Raw genomic sequence first — 19,550 nt, forward strand, 5'->3', positions numbered from 1 at the left:
TAAGGGGCGCCATTGTAGCAGAAGCCACACTCTTCCCGGGCACAGCCGGATTGATTATTTTTCATATTGGCAGCGAATTTTTTCATCATTTTGCCAATACCCGAGTGCAGTACTTGGTTTTAGTGTTCCTACCCGCTATCCTAGTAACGCACAACGTATTGAAGGTTTTACCATGTCAGACAGTTTTATAAACGTAACCGACACAGCACAAGAGTACTTGTTGGACTTGCTGTCCAAGCAGGACAACGAAGGGATGGGCGTGCGGATTTTCGTTGAAAGGCCCGGAACGCCTCATGCCGAGTGCTGCATGGCTTACTGCGCGCACGGCGAAGAGGAGCCCACGGACACCAAGCTGGAGTTAAAGGGGTTTAACGCCTTTATCGATGCAGAAAGCGTACCGTTCCTGGAAGATGCCGTCATAGACTACGCCAAGGATCGCATGGGAGGGCAGCTTACTTTTCGCGCCCCCAAATCCAAGGTGCCACAGATCGATGAAAACGCATCGGTGGAGCAGAAAGTAAATTACATTCTGTACAGCGAGATCAACCCCCAGCTGGCCTCCCACGGGGGCAATGTTCAGCTGGTGGGGTTGGTGGACGATGACAGCGTTGCTGTACTTAAGTTTGGTGGCGGCTGCCAGGGTTGCGGCATGGTGGACGTAACCTTGAAAGAAGGTATCGAGAAGACCCTCCTGGAAAAAGTGCCGCAACTGAAACGGGTAACGGACGAAACCGACCACAGTGTCACAGAGAACGCCTACTTCAAGTAGGGTCTGCGCCAGAAGAAAAAGGCCCCTGTCGGGGCCTTTTGTTGTTTACCGGGCGGGTAATACGTCTTTCAGCTTTTCGTGCATCTCACGAATGCTTTTTTCCGTGGTTTCCCAATCAATGCAGGCGTCCGTCACGGAAACGCCGTACTGCATCTGGCTGTGGTCATCGGTTATCTTCTGGCTACCCCAGTTGATGTGGCTTTCGATCATCAAACCAACGATGGACTTGTTGCCTTCGAGTATTTGATTGGTGACGTTCTCCATCACCAAAGGCTGCAGGCCCGGATCCTTGTTGGAGTTGGCGTGGCTGCAATCCACCATGATATTCTGCGAAAGCTGCTCTTTAGCCAGCTCTTTTTCCGCCAGCGCAACACTGACGGAATCATAGTTGGGCTTGCCGCCGCCACCCCGCAACACCACATGACCATAGGCATTACCACGGGTATTGATGATGGCTACCTGACCTTCCTGGTTGATACCCAGAAAACTGTGGGGGCTGGAAACCGAGTGCAGAGCGTTCACTGCAACGGTGAGCGAACCGTCGGTACCGTTTTTAAAGCCCACAGCAGAAGACAAGCCACTGGACATTTCCCGGTGGGTTTGGGATTCAGTGGTGCGCGCCCCAATGGCTGACCAACTGATCAGGTCCTGCAGGTACTGGGGTGATATGGGATCCAGTGCTTCAGTGGCCAGTGGCAAACCAATCTCTGAAAGGTCCACCAACAACTTGCGGGATATGTGCAGCCCGTCCTGGATCTTGAACGTGTCATTCAGATAAGGGTCGTTGATCAGGCCTTTCCAACCCACCGTGGTGCGGGGCTTTTCAAAATAGACACGCATGATCAGCAGCAGAGTGTCCGACACCTCATCCGCCAGTTTCTTTAAGCGCTGGGCATAATCTTTTGCAGCGTCAACGTCGTGAATGGAGCAGGGGCCAACCACCAAAAACAGGCGGTAATCCTTGCGATCCAGAATGTTTCGCACATCGTCTCTACCTTGGACCACGACAGCACGGGCCTTATCGGTGAGAGGTATTTCTTCTTTGAGCTGATTCGGCGTGATCAGCAGCTCTTGCGAGGCAACATTGACGTTGTCGACGCTGTTTTCAGACATTGTAATTGGATCCTATTTAAACTAGCTTTGAGGTATCATGAACAGGTAACCGATTCTAGCCCAATCGGGATGACAGTTGCATAGATTCGACAGTATAAATCGCAAAATATCTGCATTAATCCGATAGTTTTCCTTAATTTGTCTGTAAATAGGCCCGTGACCCATACACCATTAGATCTCACCCAGTTGGGGCCAGGTGACCTCATTTTAACCCCCAACCGACGGCTATCGGCCTGGTTGCAACGGGATTACGATGAGATTCAGCGTACCCGACAGCGCCTCAAAACATGGCACGCACTGCGTACCCAACCCCTGGACAGCTGGTTTCTGGAACAGTACAACCGCTTGGCGCTGGTGAGCAACCCAGCCTTACCGCGACTGCTCTCGCCGCTTCAAGTCCGCTCGTTGTGGCAGAAACATCTGACGGATGTTGTTGCTGAGCCCAATCACCTGGAAGGGCTCATTCAACTCTGCCAGCAGGCACGTACCCTCATTTGTCGGTGGCACCTGCCCAGCACCGACTGGAATCTCGGGGAGTCTGAAGAAAACCGTGTGTTTGCCGCCGCCCACCAGCAATTCCTGGAGGATCTTCGCGAGCACCATTGGATCGACCCGGCGGGATTGCCCCGCCTGATTCACGATCGATGGGGAACGGACTTATGCGAGGCTGAACGGGTGTTTCTGCATGGTTTCAACGATCTGCAGGAGCCGCAGCTAACACACCTTGAATCCGCCCTGACAGCGGCCGGAATAGAAGTCTGCGTCAGTGGCCAACACCGACAACAGGGGCACAGCGGAACATTATCCTTCGTTGACTATGGGGCGCAGTTCAAAGCCGCGCTGTCCTGGGCTGTGCAGCAGCACTTTGCTTGGCCCCTGAAGCGTTTTGCCATTGTCATTCCGAACCTGCAGCATCAACGGCTGCATCTGGAAAAACTCTGTGCTGATTTGGTGGCAGCGTACCCGGACCGGTTAGCGGACGATTGGCGGCACGTTATAAATATCACTGCAGGTCAGCCACTGTCGTCGTTTTCTCTGTGTAGCCATCTGTTGTTGATGTTAAAGGCGTTGGGGGGTAATTTGCGGCTGGCTGAATGGGAAGTCCTGCTAAAGAGCCCGTTTTTTTCCGGTGGAGTCCAGCACTTCCAGATGCGCGACGCCTTCATCGTCTGGTTAAGAAGCAAGAACCGGGCATTTTTGAACTGGAGCATCGTCCATGAATTATGGAAAGTGTTTTCAGCGAGCAACTCGCCCACCGAAGCCGAACCGATTCCTCTGTTCAAGGTCAGTGACAGGACACTTGCTCAACGGGGGCAAACCACATCACTGCGAAATTGGTTGGTCTGGCTAAACCGAATTTTGGCAGCGCTGGGATGGTTGCAGGAAAGAACCCTGGACAGTGAATCGTATCAGGTAAATCTGCGTGTTCAGGAAACATTACAGTCACTGACGGAACTGGATGCAATCATGGACCCGATCCGCTATGCCGGCTTTCTCAATGAAGTCAGCCAGGCGTTGAAAGCGGTCACCTTCCAACCCCAAACCGAAACTGCACCAATACAGGTAATGGGCGTTCTTGAAGCGGCGGCCATGAATTTCGATGGTTTGTGGGTGTGTGAATGTGAAAGTCGACAGTGGCCCCAGCCGGTGTCAGCCAACCCGTTGCTGCCGCGCAGTACCTTGCGTCGCTACGGCATGCCCGGATCTGGCCCGGATCGGGAGCTGGAATACGCCCGCACCATTCTTGACGGCTTTGCCCAGGCAGCACCCCAGGTGGTGTTCAGTTGGGGAGAATATGAAGGTGACTCCCAGCTTTTGATGTCACCATTGCTTGAACCCATCGCACCGATCACCGACTTTACGGTAGGGATGGATTTTGTGTCACAAGAAGAGCGGCGGTTTCAGCTTGCCGGCTTGCTGTCAGTGGATGCGGGTGATGATCTGGGCACCGAACTGCAATCGCAATCCAGTAGGGGCGGCAGTGGTGTCATTCAGGCCCAGTCACTGTGCCCCTTTAAAGCCTATGCAGAATACCGTCTGGGAATCCGCTCTGAAGACAATCTGCAGGAAGGGATCAAGGCCAGTGACCGCGGTTCGCTGGTGCACCGAGTGTTGGAGTCATTCTGGCGTGAGATTACCGACTACCACGGGCTGGCTCAGCTCATCGCACGGGACAACGAGCTGCAAAGCGTGCTCAATCAGATCCTGGATGGTGAAATGGCGCGTTTCAGGCAGGAAACGTATTTGCAACCGGAAGCGCTTTACCAACTGGAGCGGGAACGCACCTTTCAATCCGTGTACCAGTGGCTGCGCAACGCGGAGCTAACAAGAGCACCGTTCAAGGTGGAAAATATTGAGAAGCGGCAGACCGTCTCCCTGGCGGGTATGGAATTGACATTGACGGTTGACCGCATTGATGTACTCGAAGACGGCAGTCGCGCCATTATTGATTATAAAACCGGTATAAAAAATACAGCCTCATGGCTGGGGCCAAGGCCAGAGGAGCCCCAGCTTCCACTTTACGCACTGATCAACCCTGAACACACAAAAGGGATTTATTTCGGCATTATCCGCCCTGAGAAAGCAGAGTGGCAAGGGCTGCAGGATCATAACGTGCAGTTTACCGAGCGCGCTGCGCGCACCGTAAAGAGCCCCACAGCAGGGTGGGCAGATCAAGTTGGGGAATGGCGTCAAACGTTGGAACAATTGGCCCTGGAGTATCAGCAGGGTGTTGCCAGTGTGACACCGCTGAACAACCAGGTTTGCCAATATTGTCACCTGTCACCAGTTTGTCGTATCAAGGAGCAACACCGTGACCGTGAGTGATCAGCTGCAACGGGATAAAGCACTGGACATCACCAACAGTTTTATTGTTCAGGCGCCGGCCGGTTCCGGCAAGACCGGTGTGTTGACGTTACGCATACTCAAGTTATTGGCTCTTGTGGAGGAGCCTGAAGAAATTCTGGCAATCACGTTCACGAAAAAAGCCGCCGCGGAAATGCGGGTGCGAGTGATGGAGGCATTGGAACTGGCTGCAGGGCCGCCGCCGGAAAACCCGTACGAACTTCAGTTTTATACATTAGGCAATCAGGTGCTGGCCAAAGACCGTGAACACAACTGGGGATTGAAGCAGAATCAAAACCGGCTACGCCTGCTTACCATCGATAGCTTTTGCAGCGGCATTGTCAAGAACCGGCCATTGGCGTCCGGATTGGGGGTTCAGTTTTCAATTGCCGAAGACCCAACGGAACTCTACACCGAGGCTGCCAGAGAGTTACTTGCCTCCCTGGATGCAGGGGATGAGCTGGGTAAGGCATTGCGCCGGGTGCTGGGTAACCTTGACAATCACTTTACCAAGTTAAGCAATCTGGTGATCCAGATGCTTGCTCAGCGTGATCATTGGCTGGCGGATGTCAGTGCCGTCCATGGCAACATGGATCAGTTCAGGGCTTTGTTGGAACACTCCCTTGCCAATCTGAACCAGGATGGATTAGAGCTGGTACAAGCTCATTTCGATCCCGATTTCTTTCCCGAGTTGGAGCAAATCTGCATTTATGCCAAGAATCAACTGCGGGCGCAAAACCTGACGCATCCTTTGCTTGATACCGTGGAAGGGGAGTTCGAGCACACCAAGGAGCAACTGAAACTGCTGCTCACCGGTCAACTTCAACCGCGCTCACGCTTCACCAAGAATGAGGGATTTCCTACAGGTGATAACGCAGCGGAAAAAAAACTGGCCAAAGAATACAAAGCCCGTGTCAAGCAGCTGGTTGAGCAACTGGAGCGCAGTGGTGAGCCCGGTATCGCAAGCGTTCAGGAATTTGTCAATCTGCCCCACGCAAGCCTCAGCCCGGAACAGTGGCAATTGCTGGATGACGTGTTACAGATCATGCGCTATGCCGCAGCCCATTTAAAACTGGTGTTCCAGAGCCAACGCAGCGTTGACTTCAATGAAGTAGCGTTATCGGCTCTTATGACCCTTGGCACCGGGGACATGCCATCCGATGTTACGTTGTTGTTGGACAACAAGATATCACACATTCTGGTCGATGAGTTCCAGGATACCTCCTTTGTTCAGGTTGAGTTGCTGGACCGACTCACGTCGGGATGGGAGCAGAACGATGGACGCACACTCTTCCTGGTGGGCGACCCAATGCAATCGATCTATGCCTTTAGGAAAGCCGACGTGGGGCTCTTTCTGCGGCTTTGGCGCTCGCAAAGGCTTGGCAGTATCAATTTAATCCCGCTAACCCTGACCTCCAATTTCCGTTCCTCGGCAACCGTGATTGACTGGGTAAACAGAGTTTTTAAGCGTATTTTTCCCGCGGCGGCCAACACCAGAACGGGGGCAGTACAGTATTCCGCATCTGTTGCCAGTAAGGATGCCAAGCCGGCTGATGCGGTTTCCGTTACCCTCTTCGGCCATGAAAAAAATCAACGAGCGTCCGCCGATGTGGAAGAGGCACACTGGATCTGCGAGCAGATCAAAGATCTACCCCGGCAGGAGAGCGTTGCGATTCTGGTAAAGGGCAAATCTCATGTGGGCCACATCGTACCCCATCTGAAAAATGCAGGTATTCCCTACCAGGCAGTGGACATAGAATCATTGTCCCAAAGTCAGATCATCAGCGATTTGCTGGCTGCCGCCCGCGCATTGCTTTCACCTAACGACAAGGTCTCCTGGTTTGCCCTGCTGCGGGGCCCCTGGCTGGGCTTAACCTTGAAAGAACTGGATACGCTGAACAACCTGGATAGCGTGCCCTGGAATGCGCTGCAGAAACTTGAGGACTGCCCCTGGGAAAACGATCTTACCGTCAGCAAGCTTAAACATATCAGAGCGGTCTATCAGAACGCTTACCTTAACCGACACCGGTCGGAATGGCAGCACGCCCTGCGTTCCATCGTACTGCAACTGGGCATTCCGGCTTCTGCCCGGAATAAAGCCGACCTGCAATCAATTGATTTGTTTTTTGGTTTGCTTGATACCATCGATACCATTGCCGATATTCCGGATTTTCAGGCCTTGCGCAAAAAGCTGGATGATCTGTTTGTTCCTCCCGAGATCCACCCGGTGGGTACCCGGGTGGTTCAGGTCATGACCATGCATAAATCCAAAGGGCTTGAATTCGACAGTGTGTTTCTGCCGCAACTGCATCGCAAACCGCGAGCAGACGATAAGCCCTTAATTCTGCTGGATAAGCAAACCGCCCAAGTCGCGGAGCAGCAGGAACTTTTTCTGGCGCCGTTTGAGTTAAGGCATGAGAAAAACGATAGTACGGTATACGCGTATCTATGGCGCCTGCAGCGGCAAAGGCTTCGTAACGAAGCCGCTCGCTTGTTGTATGTAGCCTGTACCCGCGCGAAGCAACGCTTATTGCTCAGCGCTTGCGTGGAACAGGATGACGGGGATCTGAAAGCGCCGGATGGGCAAAGCCTTTTGGCTTTCCTGATCCCCCGGATTTCCGATCTGTTATATCAGCGGATCGATGTTGAACCCCAAACGGAAACACCTGCCTACCGTTGTTTCCGTTCAGCCACCAGTGCCTTCCTTGACGCTGTGCAAACGGGGTGCGGGCCAGCGGTTGCCGCCCAACCTGAACCCCATGATGCGCCTACCATCGAGCAAGTGGAATCAGGCTCTCAGATCAGGCGCCATGCAGGTACTCTCACCCATGCAATACTGGAAGCAATGGCTAAGCGCCCGTCTCTCTATGGAACCCTGGATCCGGCGCAGCTGGCGGATACCTGGGCCCAGGAACTCAGTCGCATGGGACTTGAAACACCAGACATTCCACAGGCACTGGATATCGTCACTCGGGCCGTGACTCAGATACAACGGTCGCAGCATGGCGCATGGCTCTTCCAGGCGCCCAAATCCCACGATGCTGCAGAGTTTTCGATCATGCGTAATCAGACGGATAAGCCCATAGAGAAATTCATTGTGGATCGCACTTTTGTGGAAAATGGCACCCGCTATATCATTGACTATAAACTTTCTGAACCGGAAAATGACCTGACTGAATTTTTGCAACAGCAGGTGGGTCAATATCGCAGCCAGTTGCTGGGATACCACTCTGCGCTGAATGCAGAGCATCCGTTGCCAACAAAACTGTTCCTGTATTTTCCACTCATTGATCATCTGGAAGAGGTAGCCATTTAATGCCCATAACCTTCGATGGCAAATTGGTTATTGCCACGTCCTCCAGCGCACTGTTCGACTTGTCGGAGAGCCACAGAATCTACCGGGAGCAGGGCCTTGAGGCCTACCGTCAATATCAAATCGACAATGAGGACACGCCTCTGGAAACCGGGGAGGCTTATCCACTGGTTAAGAAGCTGCTGGCCATCAACGATATGGTTTCCGGTGAAACCGGTGTCGAGGTAATTCTGTTGTCACGCAATTCTGCGGATACCGGTTTAAGGGTCTTCAATGCCATAGAAAACTGGAAGCTGCCTATTACCCGTGCGGCCTTTTCCGGTGGCAAGAGCCCCTATCGGTACGTGGAAGCCTTCGGCGCCCACTTGTTTTTGTCCACCAACCCTGAGGATGTACGCAACGCCCTTGAAAATGGCTATGCCGCCGCCAGCATTATTTCCCCCAGCAAAGCGACACAGAAGAACCTGGCCACTGAATTGAAAATCGCGTTTGATGGCGACGCGGTGTTGTTCTCCGATGAATCAGAACAGATATATCAAAGCCAGGGGCTGGAAGCGTTTACCGCATCAGAAAGAGCGGCCGCCAAAACGCCGATGCGCGGCGGGCCGTTCAAGCCTTTCCTGCAGGCGTTGCATAATCTGCAGGCGCAATTCAAGGAGGAAGATTGCCCCATCCGTACGGCTCTGGTGACGGCGCGTTCCGCGCCAGCCCATGAGCGAGTCGTACGCACGTTGCGTAACTGGAATATCAGGATTGATGAATCCCTGTTCCTGGGTGGTTTGGATAAGGGCGCCTTTCTTAAGGCCTTTGGTGCAGATGTGTTCTTTGATGATCAGGAAGGGCATTGTGTGTCTGCCAGTGAGCATGTGGCAGCCGGCCACGTTCCCCATGGCGTTGCCAATCAGGCAAAGTAGTTCAGCCGATTTGTGCGCTTACCAACTGTAGTTGAACCCAACTGCGCCATCGATGACCATTTTATCAATGATCTTTTCCGGGCACAGTTCGACCTTTTCCCGAATGGCGCTGGAGAAATCCAGGGCCTTCAGCAGCGGGGTTGGCAGCGATCCGGCCTGCACTGTGAACGTGGTGCCCACTGTGGTTACATCGATTTCCGCCGAGAGAGGATCAATGCGCCAGGATCGATAATTTGCCCCCAACTCAAGTGCGTTGCCTTTCATCAGGTTGGTCTCGGCAGTAAATTTCAGTGCAACCAAAGGGATCGCCATGCCCGGGTTGGGCATGAGTCCGTGCATGTCATAATTGGCACGGGCAGGGGGATGGTAACCGTTTAACAGGTGGCTTTGTTCTTCTGTCAGTCGGATGCCATGGGCTTCGATCTCGGCGGCGTTCGCTCCAACAGAAGCAATACACGCACTGCACACTGCGCCCGCGATCAAACCTTTCCAGAAACCATGCACATTCATACTGCAACGACTACCTAATACGTTATTGAAACTGCGTCCATTTGAATACTTAAAAAGTAGTCACCAAACCCAAACTAAACCAATTTGTAATAGCGGGAATGCGGACCACTTCGCGCTTTTCAGCGCACAATTTCAAGCCACCGTTTTTAGCTGCGCCTAACTGAATTTACTTCTTCTTTTCCAGTTATTTAGAGTGAATCAATTCAGGCAAAGACAGGAGCACCTGCTATGATTTAAAAATGGTCAAAGAACGTACATTCTGCCGTTGAAGTCTTGTTAATTAATGTTAAACAACATCCTGTATGCTACCGATCTCGGGCTGTATGGCCCCTATATTCTTGAGCACGTGTGTGAGCTCGCAAACAAACACAGCGCCCGGGTCACGGTTATTCACGCGGTGGAACCGGTAAGCGTCTTTGCCGGTGCGCTGCTGGAAACCTATGTACCCCAGGAAGATAAGGCTGCATTGAGATTGCATGGCTACGAAGCCGTGATGACCACCATCCGCGCCAGGGTCAGGCAGGCGTTCGAGGAGGACTTTATTGATCGCAGCGAAGCCAAGACCTGTATACAGGATGTTTTGGTGCTGGATGGGGAGGCCTGTGAAGTGATTCTCGAAACCGCACGGGCCGTTGATGCGGATCTGATTGTGATGGGCACCCACGGCAACCAATCGGATAACAGCACCGCCATCGGTTCGGTGGCATCGAAAGTATTGCAGCTATCCCATATTCCCATTTACCTGGTGCCCACCACCGCGGTAGGAATACGTCCAAATCAGCAACAACTTAGAAAAACGCGTATTTGACACCCAGAGCCAGCAGCATGCTGGCCAACATGGGCTGTAAAAACTTCTCCGGGAGACGGGTGGCCACCTTGGTTCCCACGTAAATGGCGGGCAGAGAGCCTACCAACAGGGCACCCAGCAGATAGAAATCCACGTTACCTAAAAACAGGTGTCCGGTACCCGCCACCAACGTCAGGGGTACGGCATGGGCCAGGTCGGTGCCCACGACGTTGATGGAAGGCAGGCGGGGGTAAAGGAGGAGAAGCACGGCCGCGCCGAAGGCACCCGCGCCCACCGAGGAAAGCGTTACCATGATTCCCAGTAAAACCCCCATGGCCCAGGTATAGCGGGGAGAATGATGTTGCAGGTGCGCAAGAATCCCGGATTTGTTGTGCTCGTGGGATTCCGACAGTATCTTTTTGCGAAACAGCAGCACAATAGAGGTCAGAATCAGCATGATGCCCAGCATGGAGGTCAGCACATGGCCATAGGATTCAGAATCTGGGAAATAGCTGTGCAGGACATACACCGTGGCTAGACTGGCCGGCAGGCTGCCGGCAAACAGATAAAATACGATGTTCCAGCGTATGGTGCCCTGGCGCTTGTGCACCACCACACCACCTGCTTTGGTAATGGACGCGTAGAGGAGGTCAGTGCCAACGGCCACATGAGGCGGAAAGCCGAACAGCAGCAACAGAGGGGTCATCAATGAGCCACCTCCGACACCGGTAACCCCAACGGCAAAGCCCACCGCTGCGCCCGCTAATATGTATACAACCAAATCCATAGACGCCGCCGGCAATCTCTTCTAAGTTTAAACAGCAATAACAGAAAAAAATTTAACAATCTGAAGTTTTGAGGTTGGTAAATTTATCCATTCTGTCCTATTCTGCAAAGGAATATATTTTCATATTGTTATAACCCCGAGTGCAAATATAAAAAAGGAAGGGGGAGGGAGATCCATGAAACTTCAGCAATTGCGTTACATCTGGGAAGTGGCGCGACACGATCTGAACGTCTCAGTTACCGCGCAAAGCCTCTACACATCGCAGCCCGGCATCAGTAAACAGATTCGACTCCTGGAAGATGAATTGGGTGTCGAGATCTTTTCCCGCAGTGGAAAACACTTAACCCGGGTAACACCGGCCGGGGAAGCGATCCTCAAGATTTCCGGCGAGATTCTACGCAAAGTTGACAGTATCAAGCAGGTTGCCCAGGAGTTCAGTGATGAAACCAAAGGCAGCCTGTCGTTGGCCACCACCCACACGCAGGCACGCTATGCGCTGCCGGGTGTGATCGAAACTTTCATAGATAAATACCCTGAAGTGTCATTGCACATGCATCAGGGCACGCCGATCCAGATCTCAGAAATGGCGGCCGACGGCACAGTAGACTTTGCCATCGCAACAGAAGCACTGGAGCTGTTTGGTGACCTTATTATGATGCCCTGTTACAGCTGGAACCGGGCTATTATCGTGCCCCGCAACCATCCTCTGGCACAATCATCCAAGATCACACTGGAGGAGGTTGCCCGCCAGCCGATCGTGACTTACACCTTCGGGTTCACCGGCCGTTCCAAACTGGATGATGCGTTCCTGGATAAAGGGTTATCGCCGAAAGTGGTGTTTACCGCAGCGGATGCCGATGTTATCAAGACCTATGTCAAGCTGGGGCTGGGTGTGGGCATCGTTGCGAAAATGGCCTGCGATGATAACGACCCGGATCTGGTGGCGTTGGATGCGTCGCATCTGTTCGAGCCCAGTGTTACCAAAATCGGTTTCCGGCGGGGTACCTTCCTGCGTGGGTTTATGTATGAGTTCATCGAGCTGTTTGCGCCTCATTTGACCAAAGAAGTGGTCAACGAAGCGGTCGAACGGCACACCCGCTCAGAGCTGGATGAGTTATTCAGCCACATCCAGCTGCCAGTTCTGTAACAAGTCGCTTTCCTCAGCGAAAAGCCCCGGGCGATCAGGTCGTCCGGGGCTTTTTTATGGGGTACTCGTATATAGGGTACTGAGCTGTGGTTTCCGCCAGTGACCCGTTACAGAAAATCCAGATCCGGGTTGTTGTGCAGAATCTCTTTCAGCTCGTCCTTTTCTTCCGTGGTCTGTTCCAGGACTTCTTTTACGAATTTGAAGTACACGGTGTATACACTCTGTCGACCATCATCGTAATCCACCACGAAGAAGGGCGCGCGGTCGACGTTCAGCTCTGCGGCCAACAACATGCCGGCGCTGGTGGGGTCACGCTCGTCCGCCACCAGAATCTCGTCGATGCGCTCCATTTGGCCAGAATCTTCAAGCCGACCGATTACCTCACCACATTTTTTACAGGGGGAGCCGTCTGCCAGGATTTTCTTAACCAGAGTGATTTTCATCGCACTAACTCTCTATTTTTTATCAACATTAATGGCGTGTAAGCCGCATTCTTTGGCCGTTGCCTCTTCCCACCACCAACGGCCTTCCCGTTCATGCTGGTTCGGTAAAACCGGTCTGGTGCAAGGCTCACAACCGATACTGATGAAACCTTTCTCGTGCAGCTCATTATAAGGAACGTCGTTGCTTCGAATGTACGCCCAGACCTGCTCAGAGCTCCAGTTTGCCAGAGGATTGAATTTAATCAACTGATTGGTCTCGGTGGAGAAAGCGCCATCAATCTGGATAAGGGGGATATCCACCCGGGTTCCGGGGCTTTGATCCTTGCGCTGGCCGGTCACCCAAGCATTCAACGTACTCAGTTTGCGGCGCAGTGGGCCCACCTTGCGAATGGCGCAGCACTCTTTGTGGTCATCCTGATAGAAGCTGAACATGCCCTTTTCTTCGAGCAGTTTCTCAACCTGAGCCATATCCGGGAAGGTGGCTTCAATCTTAACATCATAATGATTGCGGACCTTCTCCAGAAAACGGTAGGTCTCCGGGTGCAAACGGCCGGTATCCAGCGTGAAAACACGGAAGGGTTTACCCAGTTTTGCAGCCATATCCACCAAAACCACATCTTCAGCACCGCTGAAAGAAATGGCCAGGTTGTCATATTTATCCAGCGCTGCCGCCAGGACCTCCTGGGGTGATTTGGATTCCAGCTCGCTGTTCCACGCTTGCGCTTCCGCTTGGGATAAAGTCATTTCAGCCTCTCTACTCACTGCACGTAATTCGTCATACCTCTCTGAGGGCGCGTATTCTAGCAGAGAAGGAGAAAAGTCCGAAATACAAGAATGGCACCTTCATATAACCCAAAGAAATATAAAAAGCCCTGTAAAGCACTCAACCGAATCAAAACGCCGTGATTGCAACCCACCTCGAATATCGCTAGAGTTGCGCCAGCAAAACGCCTCTAATTAACGCAAATCACTGGAGAATGTCGTGGAAATCGCATGTCTTGACCTGGAAGGGGTACTGGTTCCTGAAATCTGGATCAATTTCGCTGAAAAAACCGGAATTGAGGAACTGAAAGCCACGACACGGGATATTCCTGATTACGACGTTCTGATGAAGCAGCGCCTGGCCATTCTCAACCAGCACAAACTGGGGCTCAATGAGATTCAGGAAGTCATCGATTCCCTGGGCCCGATGGACGGGGCGCTGGAGTTCGTGGATTGGTTACGTGAGCGTTTTCAAGTTGTGATTCTGTCGGACACCTTCTACGAGTTTGCCCAGCCTCTCATGCGCCAGCTGCGTTGGCCGACCCTGTTCTGTCACCGCCTGGAAGTGGCGGATGACGGCCGCATCGTCGACTACAAATTACGCCAGGCAGATCCGAAGCGCTCTTCTGTCAAAGCATTCCATTCGCTGAATTATCGCTGTATTGCTGCCGGTGATTCCTACAATGACACCACCATGCTCAGCGAGGCGGAAGCAGGCATCCTGTTTAAAGCGCCCCAGAACGTGATAAATGAGTTTCCCCAGTTTCCTGCTGTGAATACCTATGCCGATTTGAAGCTTGAGTTTATTAAGGCGTCTAACCGGGATATTTCTTTATAATTTAATATCTTATTGGATTGTCTTAAGAATCTTTCCAACTTTGTCATTGATTTCCTGATATTCAGCAGCGCAGGTGGAATCAGCCACGATACCACCTCCGCCCCAACAGCGTATCACGCCGGCCTGGGCCACCAGGCTGCGAATCAGGATGCTGGAATCCAGGCGTCCGCACACATCCAGATACATCAAACTGCCGCAATAGAAATCACGCCCGTGGGGTTCCAGCTCAGCAATGATTTCCATCGCGCGGCGTTTGGGGGCACCGGTTATGGAGCCACCGGGAAAGGCCCCTGCCAGCAGATCCAGTGCATCCAGATCCGGCGCCAGGCGGCCGCTCACCGTTGAGACCAGATGGTGTACGTTACTGAAGCTTTCAATGTCGAACAGTTTTTCCACTTTGACGCTGCCCACCGAGCAGGAGCGTCCCAGGTCATTGCGCAACAAATCTACAATCATCAGATTTTCTGCACGATCCTTTACGCTGCCGAGCAGCTCCTCACGATTGGCCAGATCCTGGCGGGGGTTATCGTGGCGGGGGCGGGTGCCTTTGATGGGCTTGGACTGTACATTACTTTGGTTGACGCTGAGAAAACGTTCGGGAGAAAGGCTTATAAGATTCCAATCGTCAGCTTCCAGGTAGCCACCCATGGGAGCGGATTGTTGTTGTCTCAAAACCCGGTAAGCCTGCCAGGGGCAGCCCTCATAGTGTGCGCTGAATTCCCGCGCAAGATTAATCTGATAGCAATCACCGCGCTCTATATAGTGCTGAACTTGGGCAAAGGCTTTCTGATAATCCGGTTCTGGTAAATTGCCCTCAAAGGGCGTGGTCAACCGGAAAGGCTGTGTGCTATCCGCTGGTGCCTGCAATGACGCCAGGTAGGCAGACTGCAACCGTTGCGCATGATCCTTATAGTCTGCCAGGCTCACCATATGAGTTTGGCATCGTTGATGATCAATCAGAATAATGGCGGGGTAGAAGCCCATCCAGGCTTTGGGTAATGTACTTTGTTGGCAGGTAACCGACTCCAGCAACTGACCCAGGTGATAACTCCAGACCCCAAACCAGCCCGGCGCAACGGGGTGCCCACCGGCTGTTGCCCGGTGCTGCCCGAGCAGTTGCCGCAGGTGCCGGTAGAACGAGTCAGGATCGGTGTCGTTGGCGTTCATCTGCGCCACACTGATGGGGGCTGCACAGATCACATCAATGTGATCCGGGTAGCCGCTGCCGCTGTCCAGCAGCAGCCCACCACCCAGTGCTCTTATTCGCTCAAAGCAACCAAGTGTGCAGGATGAATACGGTAATAAAACAGAATCCAGTTTAACTATGTTATGCAACCCATTGATATTTAAGCTAATCGACGTTTGATGCCCGCCGCTTCGATGACCCGTGTGGAGATCTCTTCAATGGAGGCATGGGTGCTGTTTACATAGGGGATGCCAAACCGATTAAAGATCGCTTCCGCACCGCGCACTTCGCTTTCGCACTGATTGATGGAGGCATAGCGGCTGTTGGGTTTACGCTCTGTGCGAATGGCCGTCAGGCGCTCGGGCTCAATACTTAACCCGAACAGCTTGGCGCGGTGATCCCGCAGGGCCTTGGGTAGATTAAGATCATCCAGATCATCCTCCGTCAGAGGGTAGTTGGCGGCCTTGATCCCGAATTGCAGGGCCAGGTAAAGACAGGTGGGTGTTTTGCCGCTGCGGGAAACCCCGATCAGGATTACATCCGCCGAATCGTAATGCCGGGTACGGGCACCATCGTCGTTATCCAGCGCGTAATGCACGGAATCGATGCGAACCTGATAGCTTTTGTCGTCCACGATGGAGTGGGATTTGCCTACTGAGTAGGAGGATTCCGCACCCAGTGCCCCCTCCAGCGGTTTTAAAAAGCTGGAAAAAATGTCCAGCATAAAGGCTTTGCTGCGACTCAGCTGAGAGCGAATGTCATCATTGATTATGGTGCTGAACACCAAAGGCGGTAGTTCGTCTTCCAAAGCCGCTTTGTTGATTCGCGATACAGCCTGACGTAATTTTTGCTCATCGGAGACGTACGGAATGGTGACCTGATCGAAATCGATGGTATCGAATTGGGCCAGAAGAGAGTGCCCGAGGGTCTCGGCGGTGATGCCGGTACCATCGGAAATAAAAAAAACCGTACGCTTCATATGTGCTTCCCAAGCTTGGCAAAACTGACGCAATAATTTAACGTGAAACCCCATTTAGAACGAGTAATTTATTGACTTTTTTAGTAGAATCTTGCGTCTTAAAAAGAAACGCCGCGTGGCTGCTAATGGATGATGGTACCCTGTCATTGCATTATTCCTGCCCATTTCGGCAGCGAACGTCCAGTCACGCCAAAGGAGCGAGCGCTATCCTGCGCCCGTTTTGGCCGGGCACCAAAAGTGCCTAGATTCCACATTTTACAAGGTAGGGAGAACGACCTTGAGCAACTATGTAATTTGGTTCCAGGATCTGTCTAAAAACGACGTTGAAACAGTGGGTGGCAAGAACGCCTCTCTCGGTGAGATGATCAGCAACCTGTCTGGTGCAGGGGTTTCCGTACCCGGTGGTTTTGCCACCACCGCCCAGGCCTACCGTGAATTCCTGGAGCAAAGCGGACTGGACAAGAAAATCCACGATGCCCTCGACCATCTTGATGTCAACGATGTCAATCAGCTGGCAGAGGTGGGTAAGGAAATCCGCGAATCTATAATCAAAACCCCGTTACAACCCGCACTGGAAACCGCCATACGCGAGGCTTACCAGAAGCTACAGGACGGCAACGACAACATGTCCGTAGCGGTGCGGTCTTCAGCCACCGCCGAAGATCTGCCCGATGCCTCGTTCGCGGGCCAGCAGGAAACCTTCCTCAATATTAACGGCATCGACAATGTTCTCCATGCGGTTAAGGAAGTGTTCGCCTCACTGTTTAATGATCGAGCCATCTCCTATCGCGTGCACCAGGGTTTTGAGCATCGCCAGGTGGCATTGTCCGCCGGGGTACAGCGCATGGTGCGCAGTGAGACCGGGGCCAGCGGCGTTATGTTCTCCCTCGATACTGAATCCGGTTTCCGCGATGTGGTCTTTATCACCGCCGCCTACGGATTGGGTGAAACCGTGGTTCAGGGCCAGGTTAACCCGGATGAGTTTTACGTACACAAACCCACGCTGGAAGGCGGGCGGCCAGCCATTCTGCGCCGCAACCTGGGCAGCAAAGCGGTCAAAATGATTTACGGCAGTGCCACCACCACTGGCAAATCCGTCGAAACGGTGGATGTGGAGAAAGAAGACCGTCAGACGTTCTCCATCAGCGATGATGAGGTACAGGCGCTTGCCAAGCAGTGCATGATCATTGAGAAACATTATGATCACCCCGTGGATGTGGAGTGGGCCCGGGATGGTGATGACGGCAAACTGTACATTGTCCAGGCTCGCCCGGAAACGGTAAAAAGCCGTCAGACCAATGTGATGGAGCGATATCTGCTGAAAGAAACCGGCAAAGTGCTGGTGGAAGGGCGCTCCATCGGTCATCGCATCGGCAGTGGTGCCGTGAAACTGGTTACCAGCCTGCGGGAAATGGACAAGGTTCAGACCGGGGACGTGTTGGTCACCGACATGACCGACCCCGACTGGGAGCCCATAATGAAGCGGGCTTCTGCCATTGTCACCAACCGTGGTGGGCGTACCTGTCACGCGGCAATCATTGCCCGAGAACTGGGCATTCCTGCGGTGGTGGGTTGTGGTGACGCCACCGATATCCTGCAGGAAGGCCAGGAAGTTACGGTTTCCTGCGCGGAAGGGGATACCGGTATGGTGTACGATGGCCAGCTGGTGTTTGATGTGCAGAAAAACTCCATTGAATCCATGCCGGATCTGCCCTTCAAGATCATGATGAATGTGGGTAATCCGGATCGTGCATTCGATTTTCAGGCACTACCCAATGCCGGTATCGGCCTGGCACGACTGGAGTTCATCATTAACCGAATGATTGGTGTACACCCCAAGGCACTGTTGAATTATGAGAGCCTGCCCAAGGATGTAAAACAATCCGTGCAGCGGCGGATCTCCGGTTATCCGGGCCCGGTGGAGTTTTACATTGAGAAGTTGGTGGAGGGCGTTGCCACGCTGGCCGCGTCTTTCTACCCCAAGAAAGTCATCGTTCGCCTGTCTGACTTCAAATCCAACGAATACGCCAACCTGATTGGTGGCAAGCTGTATGAGCCGGAAGAAGAAAACCCGATGCTGGGCTTCCGTGGCGCCTCCCGTTATATCTCAGAAAGTTTCCGTGACTGCTTTGAGCTGGAATGCCGCGCCATGAAAAAGGTGCGCGAGGAAATGGGGCTGGATAATGTCGAACTGATGGTGCCTTTTGTGCGTACCGTGGGCGAGGCGGAGCAGGTCATCAAGCTGCTGGAGGCAAGTGGCCTGAAGCGGGGAGAAAAGGGCCTGCGCATCATCATGATGTGTGAACTGCCCACCAATGCACTGTTGGCGGATGAGTTCCTGGAGCATTTTGACGGCTTCTCCATCGGTTCCAATGACCTGACGCAGCTGACGTTGGGGCTGGATCGAGATTCCGGTATCGTGTCTCACCTGTTCGATGAGCGGGATCCAGCCGTTAAGGCGTTGTTGCAACGGGCCATTGAGGCCTGTAACAAGGCAGGAAAGTATGTGGGGATCTGTGGTCAGGGACCTTCCGATCATCCGGATTTAGCCCGTTGGCTTATGGACATAGGCATCGACAGCGTTTCACTAAACCCCGATTCGGTGCTGGATACCTGGTTCTATTTAGCTGAAAATCACTCGTGATTCAGTGAGCTAGAAAAAGGGAGAGCGACGCTCTCCCTTTTTTTTGAATGTTATTTATACAGCTCGCCCGGATCAATCAGCACTTCACTGTTGATGCTGATCACCTCGCCCTCCACTTCATAAAAGAAGCAACTGCGCCGGCCGGTGTGACAGGCAGGCCCGGTTTGATCCACCTGCATGAGTATGGTGTCGCCGTCACAATCCAGTACCAGAGATTTAAGCTGTTGAATCTGACCGCTGCTTTCTCCTTTACGCCATAAGCCGCGGCGCGAGCGGGACCAGTAACAGACCCGGCCGGTGCGCAGGGTTTCATCCAGCGCTTCCCGATTCATCCAGGCCATCATCAGCACTTCTTTGCTGTCATGCTGCTGAGCAATAGCCGGGACAAGCCCCTGTTCATTGAATTTTATGTGGGGCAGCATCTCTTCCAGTGCTACTTGGTATCCGCGTGCCTGTGTTTCCAGTGCCTTAAATCGATTCATGGTTTTTTTTACAGGTTTCAATTGTTTTGTAT

General features: G+C 52.9%; 16 protein-coding genes. 8 read left to right on the forward strand and 8 right to left on the reverse strand.

Annotated features, from left to right (window positions below; genetic code table 11):
• Nucleotides 1–172: 172 nt before the first annotated feature.
• On the forward strand, nucleotides 173–769 hold the full coding sequence (gene nfuA, locus D9N13_RS18370; RefSeq protein ID WP_290593002.1) for a Fe-S biogenesis protein NfuA: 597 nt from the start codon (nucleotides 173–175) through the stop codon (nucleotides 767–769).
• Nucleotides 770–814: 45 nt separating this feature from the next.
• Here the strand turns inward: nfuA and D9N13_RS18375 are convergent, their stop codons facing one another.
• Complete coding sequence (locus D9N13_RS18375; protein WP_290593004.1) at nucleotides 815–1,882, reverse strand: 3-deoxy-7-phosphoheptulonate synthase; 1,068 nt, start codon at nucleotides 1,880–1,882, stop codon at nucleotides 815–817.
• A 156-nt stretch (nucleotides 1,883–2,038) separates the two neighbouring features.
• Here D9N13_RS18375 and D9N13_RS18380 point away from each other — a divergent pair, with 156 nt between their 5' ends.
• Genes D9N13_RS18380 through D9N13_RS18390 form a run of 3 tightly spaced genes read left to right on the forward strand, consistent with a single transcriptional unit; the run spans nucleotide 2,039 to nucleotide 8,953 of the window.
• Complete coding sequence (locus D9N13_RS18380; protein WP_290593006.1) at nucleotides 2,039–4,708, forward strand: PD-(D/E)XK nuclease family protein; 2,670 nt, start codon at nucleotides 2,039–2,041, stop codon at nucleotides 4,706–4,708.
• A complete protein-coding gene (locus tag D9N13_RS18385; protein ID WP_290593008.1) occupies nucleotides 4,695–8,042 on the forward strand; it encodes a UvrD-helicase domain-containing protein in 3,348 nt (1,115 codons plus the stop codon). Before D9N13_RS18380 ends, D9N13_RS18385 begins: the two co-directional genes overlap by 14 nt.
• Nucleotides 8,042–8,953: a 5'-nucleotidase gene (locus D9N13_RS18390; RefSeq protein WP_290593010.1), complete on the forward strand. Its 912-nt coding sequence runs from the start codon at nucleotides 8,042–8,044 to the stop codon at nucleotides 8,951–8,953. Before D9N13_RS18385 ends, D9N13_RS18390 begins: the two co-directional genes overlap by 1 nt.
• Nucleotides 8,954–8,971: 18 nt before the next feature.
• On the opposite strand, the gene D9N13_RS18395 is transcribed toward D9N13_RS18390, so the two are convergent.
• On the reverse strand, nucleotides 8,972–9,463 hold the full coding sequence (locus D9N13_RS18395; RefSeq protein ID WP_290593012.1) for a hypothetical protein: 492 nt from the start codon (nucleotides 9,461–9,463) through the stop codon (nucleotides 8,972–8,974).
• 283 nt (nucleotides 9,464–9,746) lie between these two features.
• Here D9N13_RS18395 and D9N13_RS18400 point away from each other — a divergent pair, with 283 nt between their 5' ends.
• Nucleotides 9,747–10,271 carry a universal stress protein gene (locus D9N13_RS18400; RefSeq protein WP_290593014.1) on the forward strand — a complete coding sequence of 175 codons (525 nt, stop codon included), beginning with the start codon at nucleotides 9,747–9,749 and terminating at the stop codon, nucleotides 10,269–10,271.
• On the opposite strand, the gene D9N13_RS18405 is transcribed toward D9N13_RS18400, so the two are convergent.
• Nucleotides 10,252–11,037 carry a sulfite exporter TauE/SafE family protein gene (locus D9N13_RS18405; protein WP_290593016.1) on the reverse strand — a complete coding sequence of 262 codons (786 nt, stop codon included), beginning with the start codon at nucleotides 11,035–11,037 and terminating at the stop codon, nucleotides 10,252–10,254. The two genes, D9N13_RS18400 and D9N13_RS18405, sit on opposite strands and share 20 nt — an antisense overlap.
• Nucleotides 11,038–11,212: 175 nt before the next feature.
• On the opposite strand from D9N13_RS18405, the gene cysB reads away from it, so the two are divergent.
• Nucleotides 11,213–12,184 carry an HTH-type transcriptional regulator CysB gene (gene cysB, locus D9N13_RS18410; RefSeq protein ID WP_290593018.1) on the forward strand — a complete coding sequence of 324 codons (972 nt, stop codon included), beginning with the start codon at nucleotides 11,213–11,215 and terminating at the stop codon, nucleotides 12,182–12,184.
• Nucleotides 12,185–12,291: 107 nt separating this feature from the next.
• Here the strand turns inward: cysB and D9N13_RS18415 are convergent, their stop codons facing one another.
• Complete coding sequence (locus D9N13_RS18415; RefSeq protein WP_290593020.1) at nucleotides 12,292–12,627, reverse strand: hypothetical protein; 336 nt, start codon at nucleotides 12,625–12,627, stop codon at nucleotides 12,292–12,294.
• A 12-nt stretch (nucleotides 12,628–12,639) separates the two neighbouring features.
• Nucleotides 12,640–13,371 carry a phosphoadenylyl-sulfate reductase gene (locus tag D9N13_RS18420; protein ID WP_290593022.1) on the reverse strand — a complete coding sequence of 244 codons (732 nt, stop codon included), beginning with the start codon at nucleotides 13,369–13,371 and terminating at the stop codon, nucleotides 12,640–12,642.
• A gap of 238 nt (nucleotides 13,372–13,609) precedes the next feature.
• Between D9N13_RS18420 and thrH the strand changes: the two genes are divergently transcribed.
• Nucleotides 13,610–14,227 carry a bifunctional phosphoserine phosphatase/homoserine phosphotransferase ThrH gene (gene thrH, locus D9N13_RS18425; protein WP_290593023.1) on the forward strand — a complete coding sequence of 206 codons (618 nt, stop codon included), beginning with the start codon at nucleotides 13,610–13,612 and terminating at the stop codon, nucleotides 14,225–14,227.
• A 9-nt stretch (nucleotides 14,228–14,236) separates the two neighbouring features.
• On the opposite strand, the gene pabB is transcribed toward thrH, so the two are convergent.
• Together pabB and D9N13_RS18435 are read right to left on the reverse strand one after the other, a co-directional pair.
• Entirely contained in the window at nucleotides 14,237–15,562 is a 1,326-nt protein-coding gene (gene pabB, locus D9N13_RS18430; RefSeq protein ID WP_290593025.1) for an aminodeoxychorismate synthase component I, read from the reverse strand.
• An 11-nt stretch (nucleotides 15,563–15,573) separates the two neighbouring features.
• Nucleotides 15,574–16,392, reverse strand: coding sequence for a pyruvate, water dikinase regulatory protein (locus D9N13_RS18435; protein WP_290593026.1), 819 nt, complete (start codon nucleotides 16,390–16,392; stop codon nucleotides 15,574–15,576).
• Nucleotides 16,393–16,669: 277 nt separating this feature from the next.
• Here D9N13_RS18435 and ppsA point away from each other — a divergent pair, with 277 nt between their 5' ends.
• A complete protein-coding gene (ppsA, locus tag D9N13_RS18440) occupies nucleotides 16,670–19,036 on the forward strand; it encodes a phosphoenolpyruvate synthase (RefSeq protein ID WP_290593027.1) in 2,367 nt (788 codons plus the stop codon).
• 50 nt (nucleotides 19,037–19,086) lie between these two features.
• On the opposite strand, the gene hisI is transcribed toward ppsA, so the two are convergent.
• Nucleotides 19,087–19,518 carry a phosphoribosyl-AMP cyclohydrolase gene (hisI, locus tag D9N13_RS18445; RefSeq protein ID WP_290593028.1) on the reverse strand — a complete coding sequence of 144 codons (432 nt, stop codon included), beginning with the start codon at nucleotides 19,516–19,518 and terminating at the stop codon, nucleotides 19,087–19,089.
• Nucleotides 19,519–19,550 lie beyond the last annotated feature (32 nt).

It is taken from the genome of Ketobacter sp. GenoA1, from assembly GCF_003671475.1.
Classification (GTDB): Bacteria; Pseudomonadota; Gammaproteobacteria; order Pseudomonadales; family Ketobacteraceae; genus Ketobacter.

What these genes read in the sequence shown, in the direction of transcription:
- nfuA (WP_290593002.1), top strand. Translation starts at nt 173, where the DNA reads ATGTCAGACAGTTTTATAAACGTAACCGACACAGCACAAGAGTACTTG.
- D9N13_RS18375 (WP_290593004.1), bottom strand. Translation starts at nt 1,882, where the DNA reads ATGTCTGAAAACAGCGTCGACAACGTCAATGTTGCCTCGCAAGAGCTG.
- D9N13_RS18390 (WP_290593010.1), top strand. Translation starts at nt 8,042, where the DNA reads ATGCCCATAACCTTCGATGGCAAATTGGTTATTGCCACGTCCTCCAGC.
- D9N13_RS18395 (WP_290593012.1), bottom strand. Translation starts at nt 9,463, where the DNA reads ATGAATGTGCATGGTTTCTGGAAAGGTTTGATCGCGGGCGCAGTGTGC.
- D9N13_RS18400 (WP_290593014.1), top strand. Translation starts at nt 9,747, where the DNA reads ATGTTAAACAACATCCTGTATGCTACCGATCTCGGGCTGTATGGCCCC.
- D9N13_RS18405 (WP_290593016.1), bottom strand. Translation starts at nt 11,037, where the DNA reads ATGGATTTGGTTGTATACATATTAGCGGGCGCAGCGGTGGGCTTTGCC.
- cysB (WP_290593018.1), top strand. Translation starts at nt 11,213, where the DNA reads ATGAAACTTCAGCAATTGCGTTACATCTGGGAAGTGGCGCGACACGAT.
- D9N13_RS18415 (WP_290593020.1), bottom strand. Translation starts at nt 12,627, where the DNA reads ATGAAAATCACTCTGGTTAAGAAAATCCTGGCAGACGGCTCCCCCTGT.
- D9N13_RS18420 (WP_290593022.1), bottom strand. Translation starts at nt 13,371, where the DNA reads ATGACTTTATCCCAAGCGGAAGCGCAAGCGTGGAACAGCGAGCTGGAA.
- D9N13_RS18435 (WP_290593026.1), bottom strand. Translation starts at nt 16,392, where the DNA reads ATGAAGCGTACGGTTTTTTTTATTTCCGATGGTACCGGCATCACCGCC.
- hisI (WP_290593028.1), bottom strand. Translation starts at nt 19,518, where the DNA reads ATGAATCGATTTAAGGCACTGGAAACACAGGCACGCGGATACCAAGTA.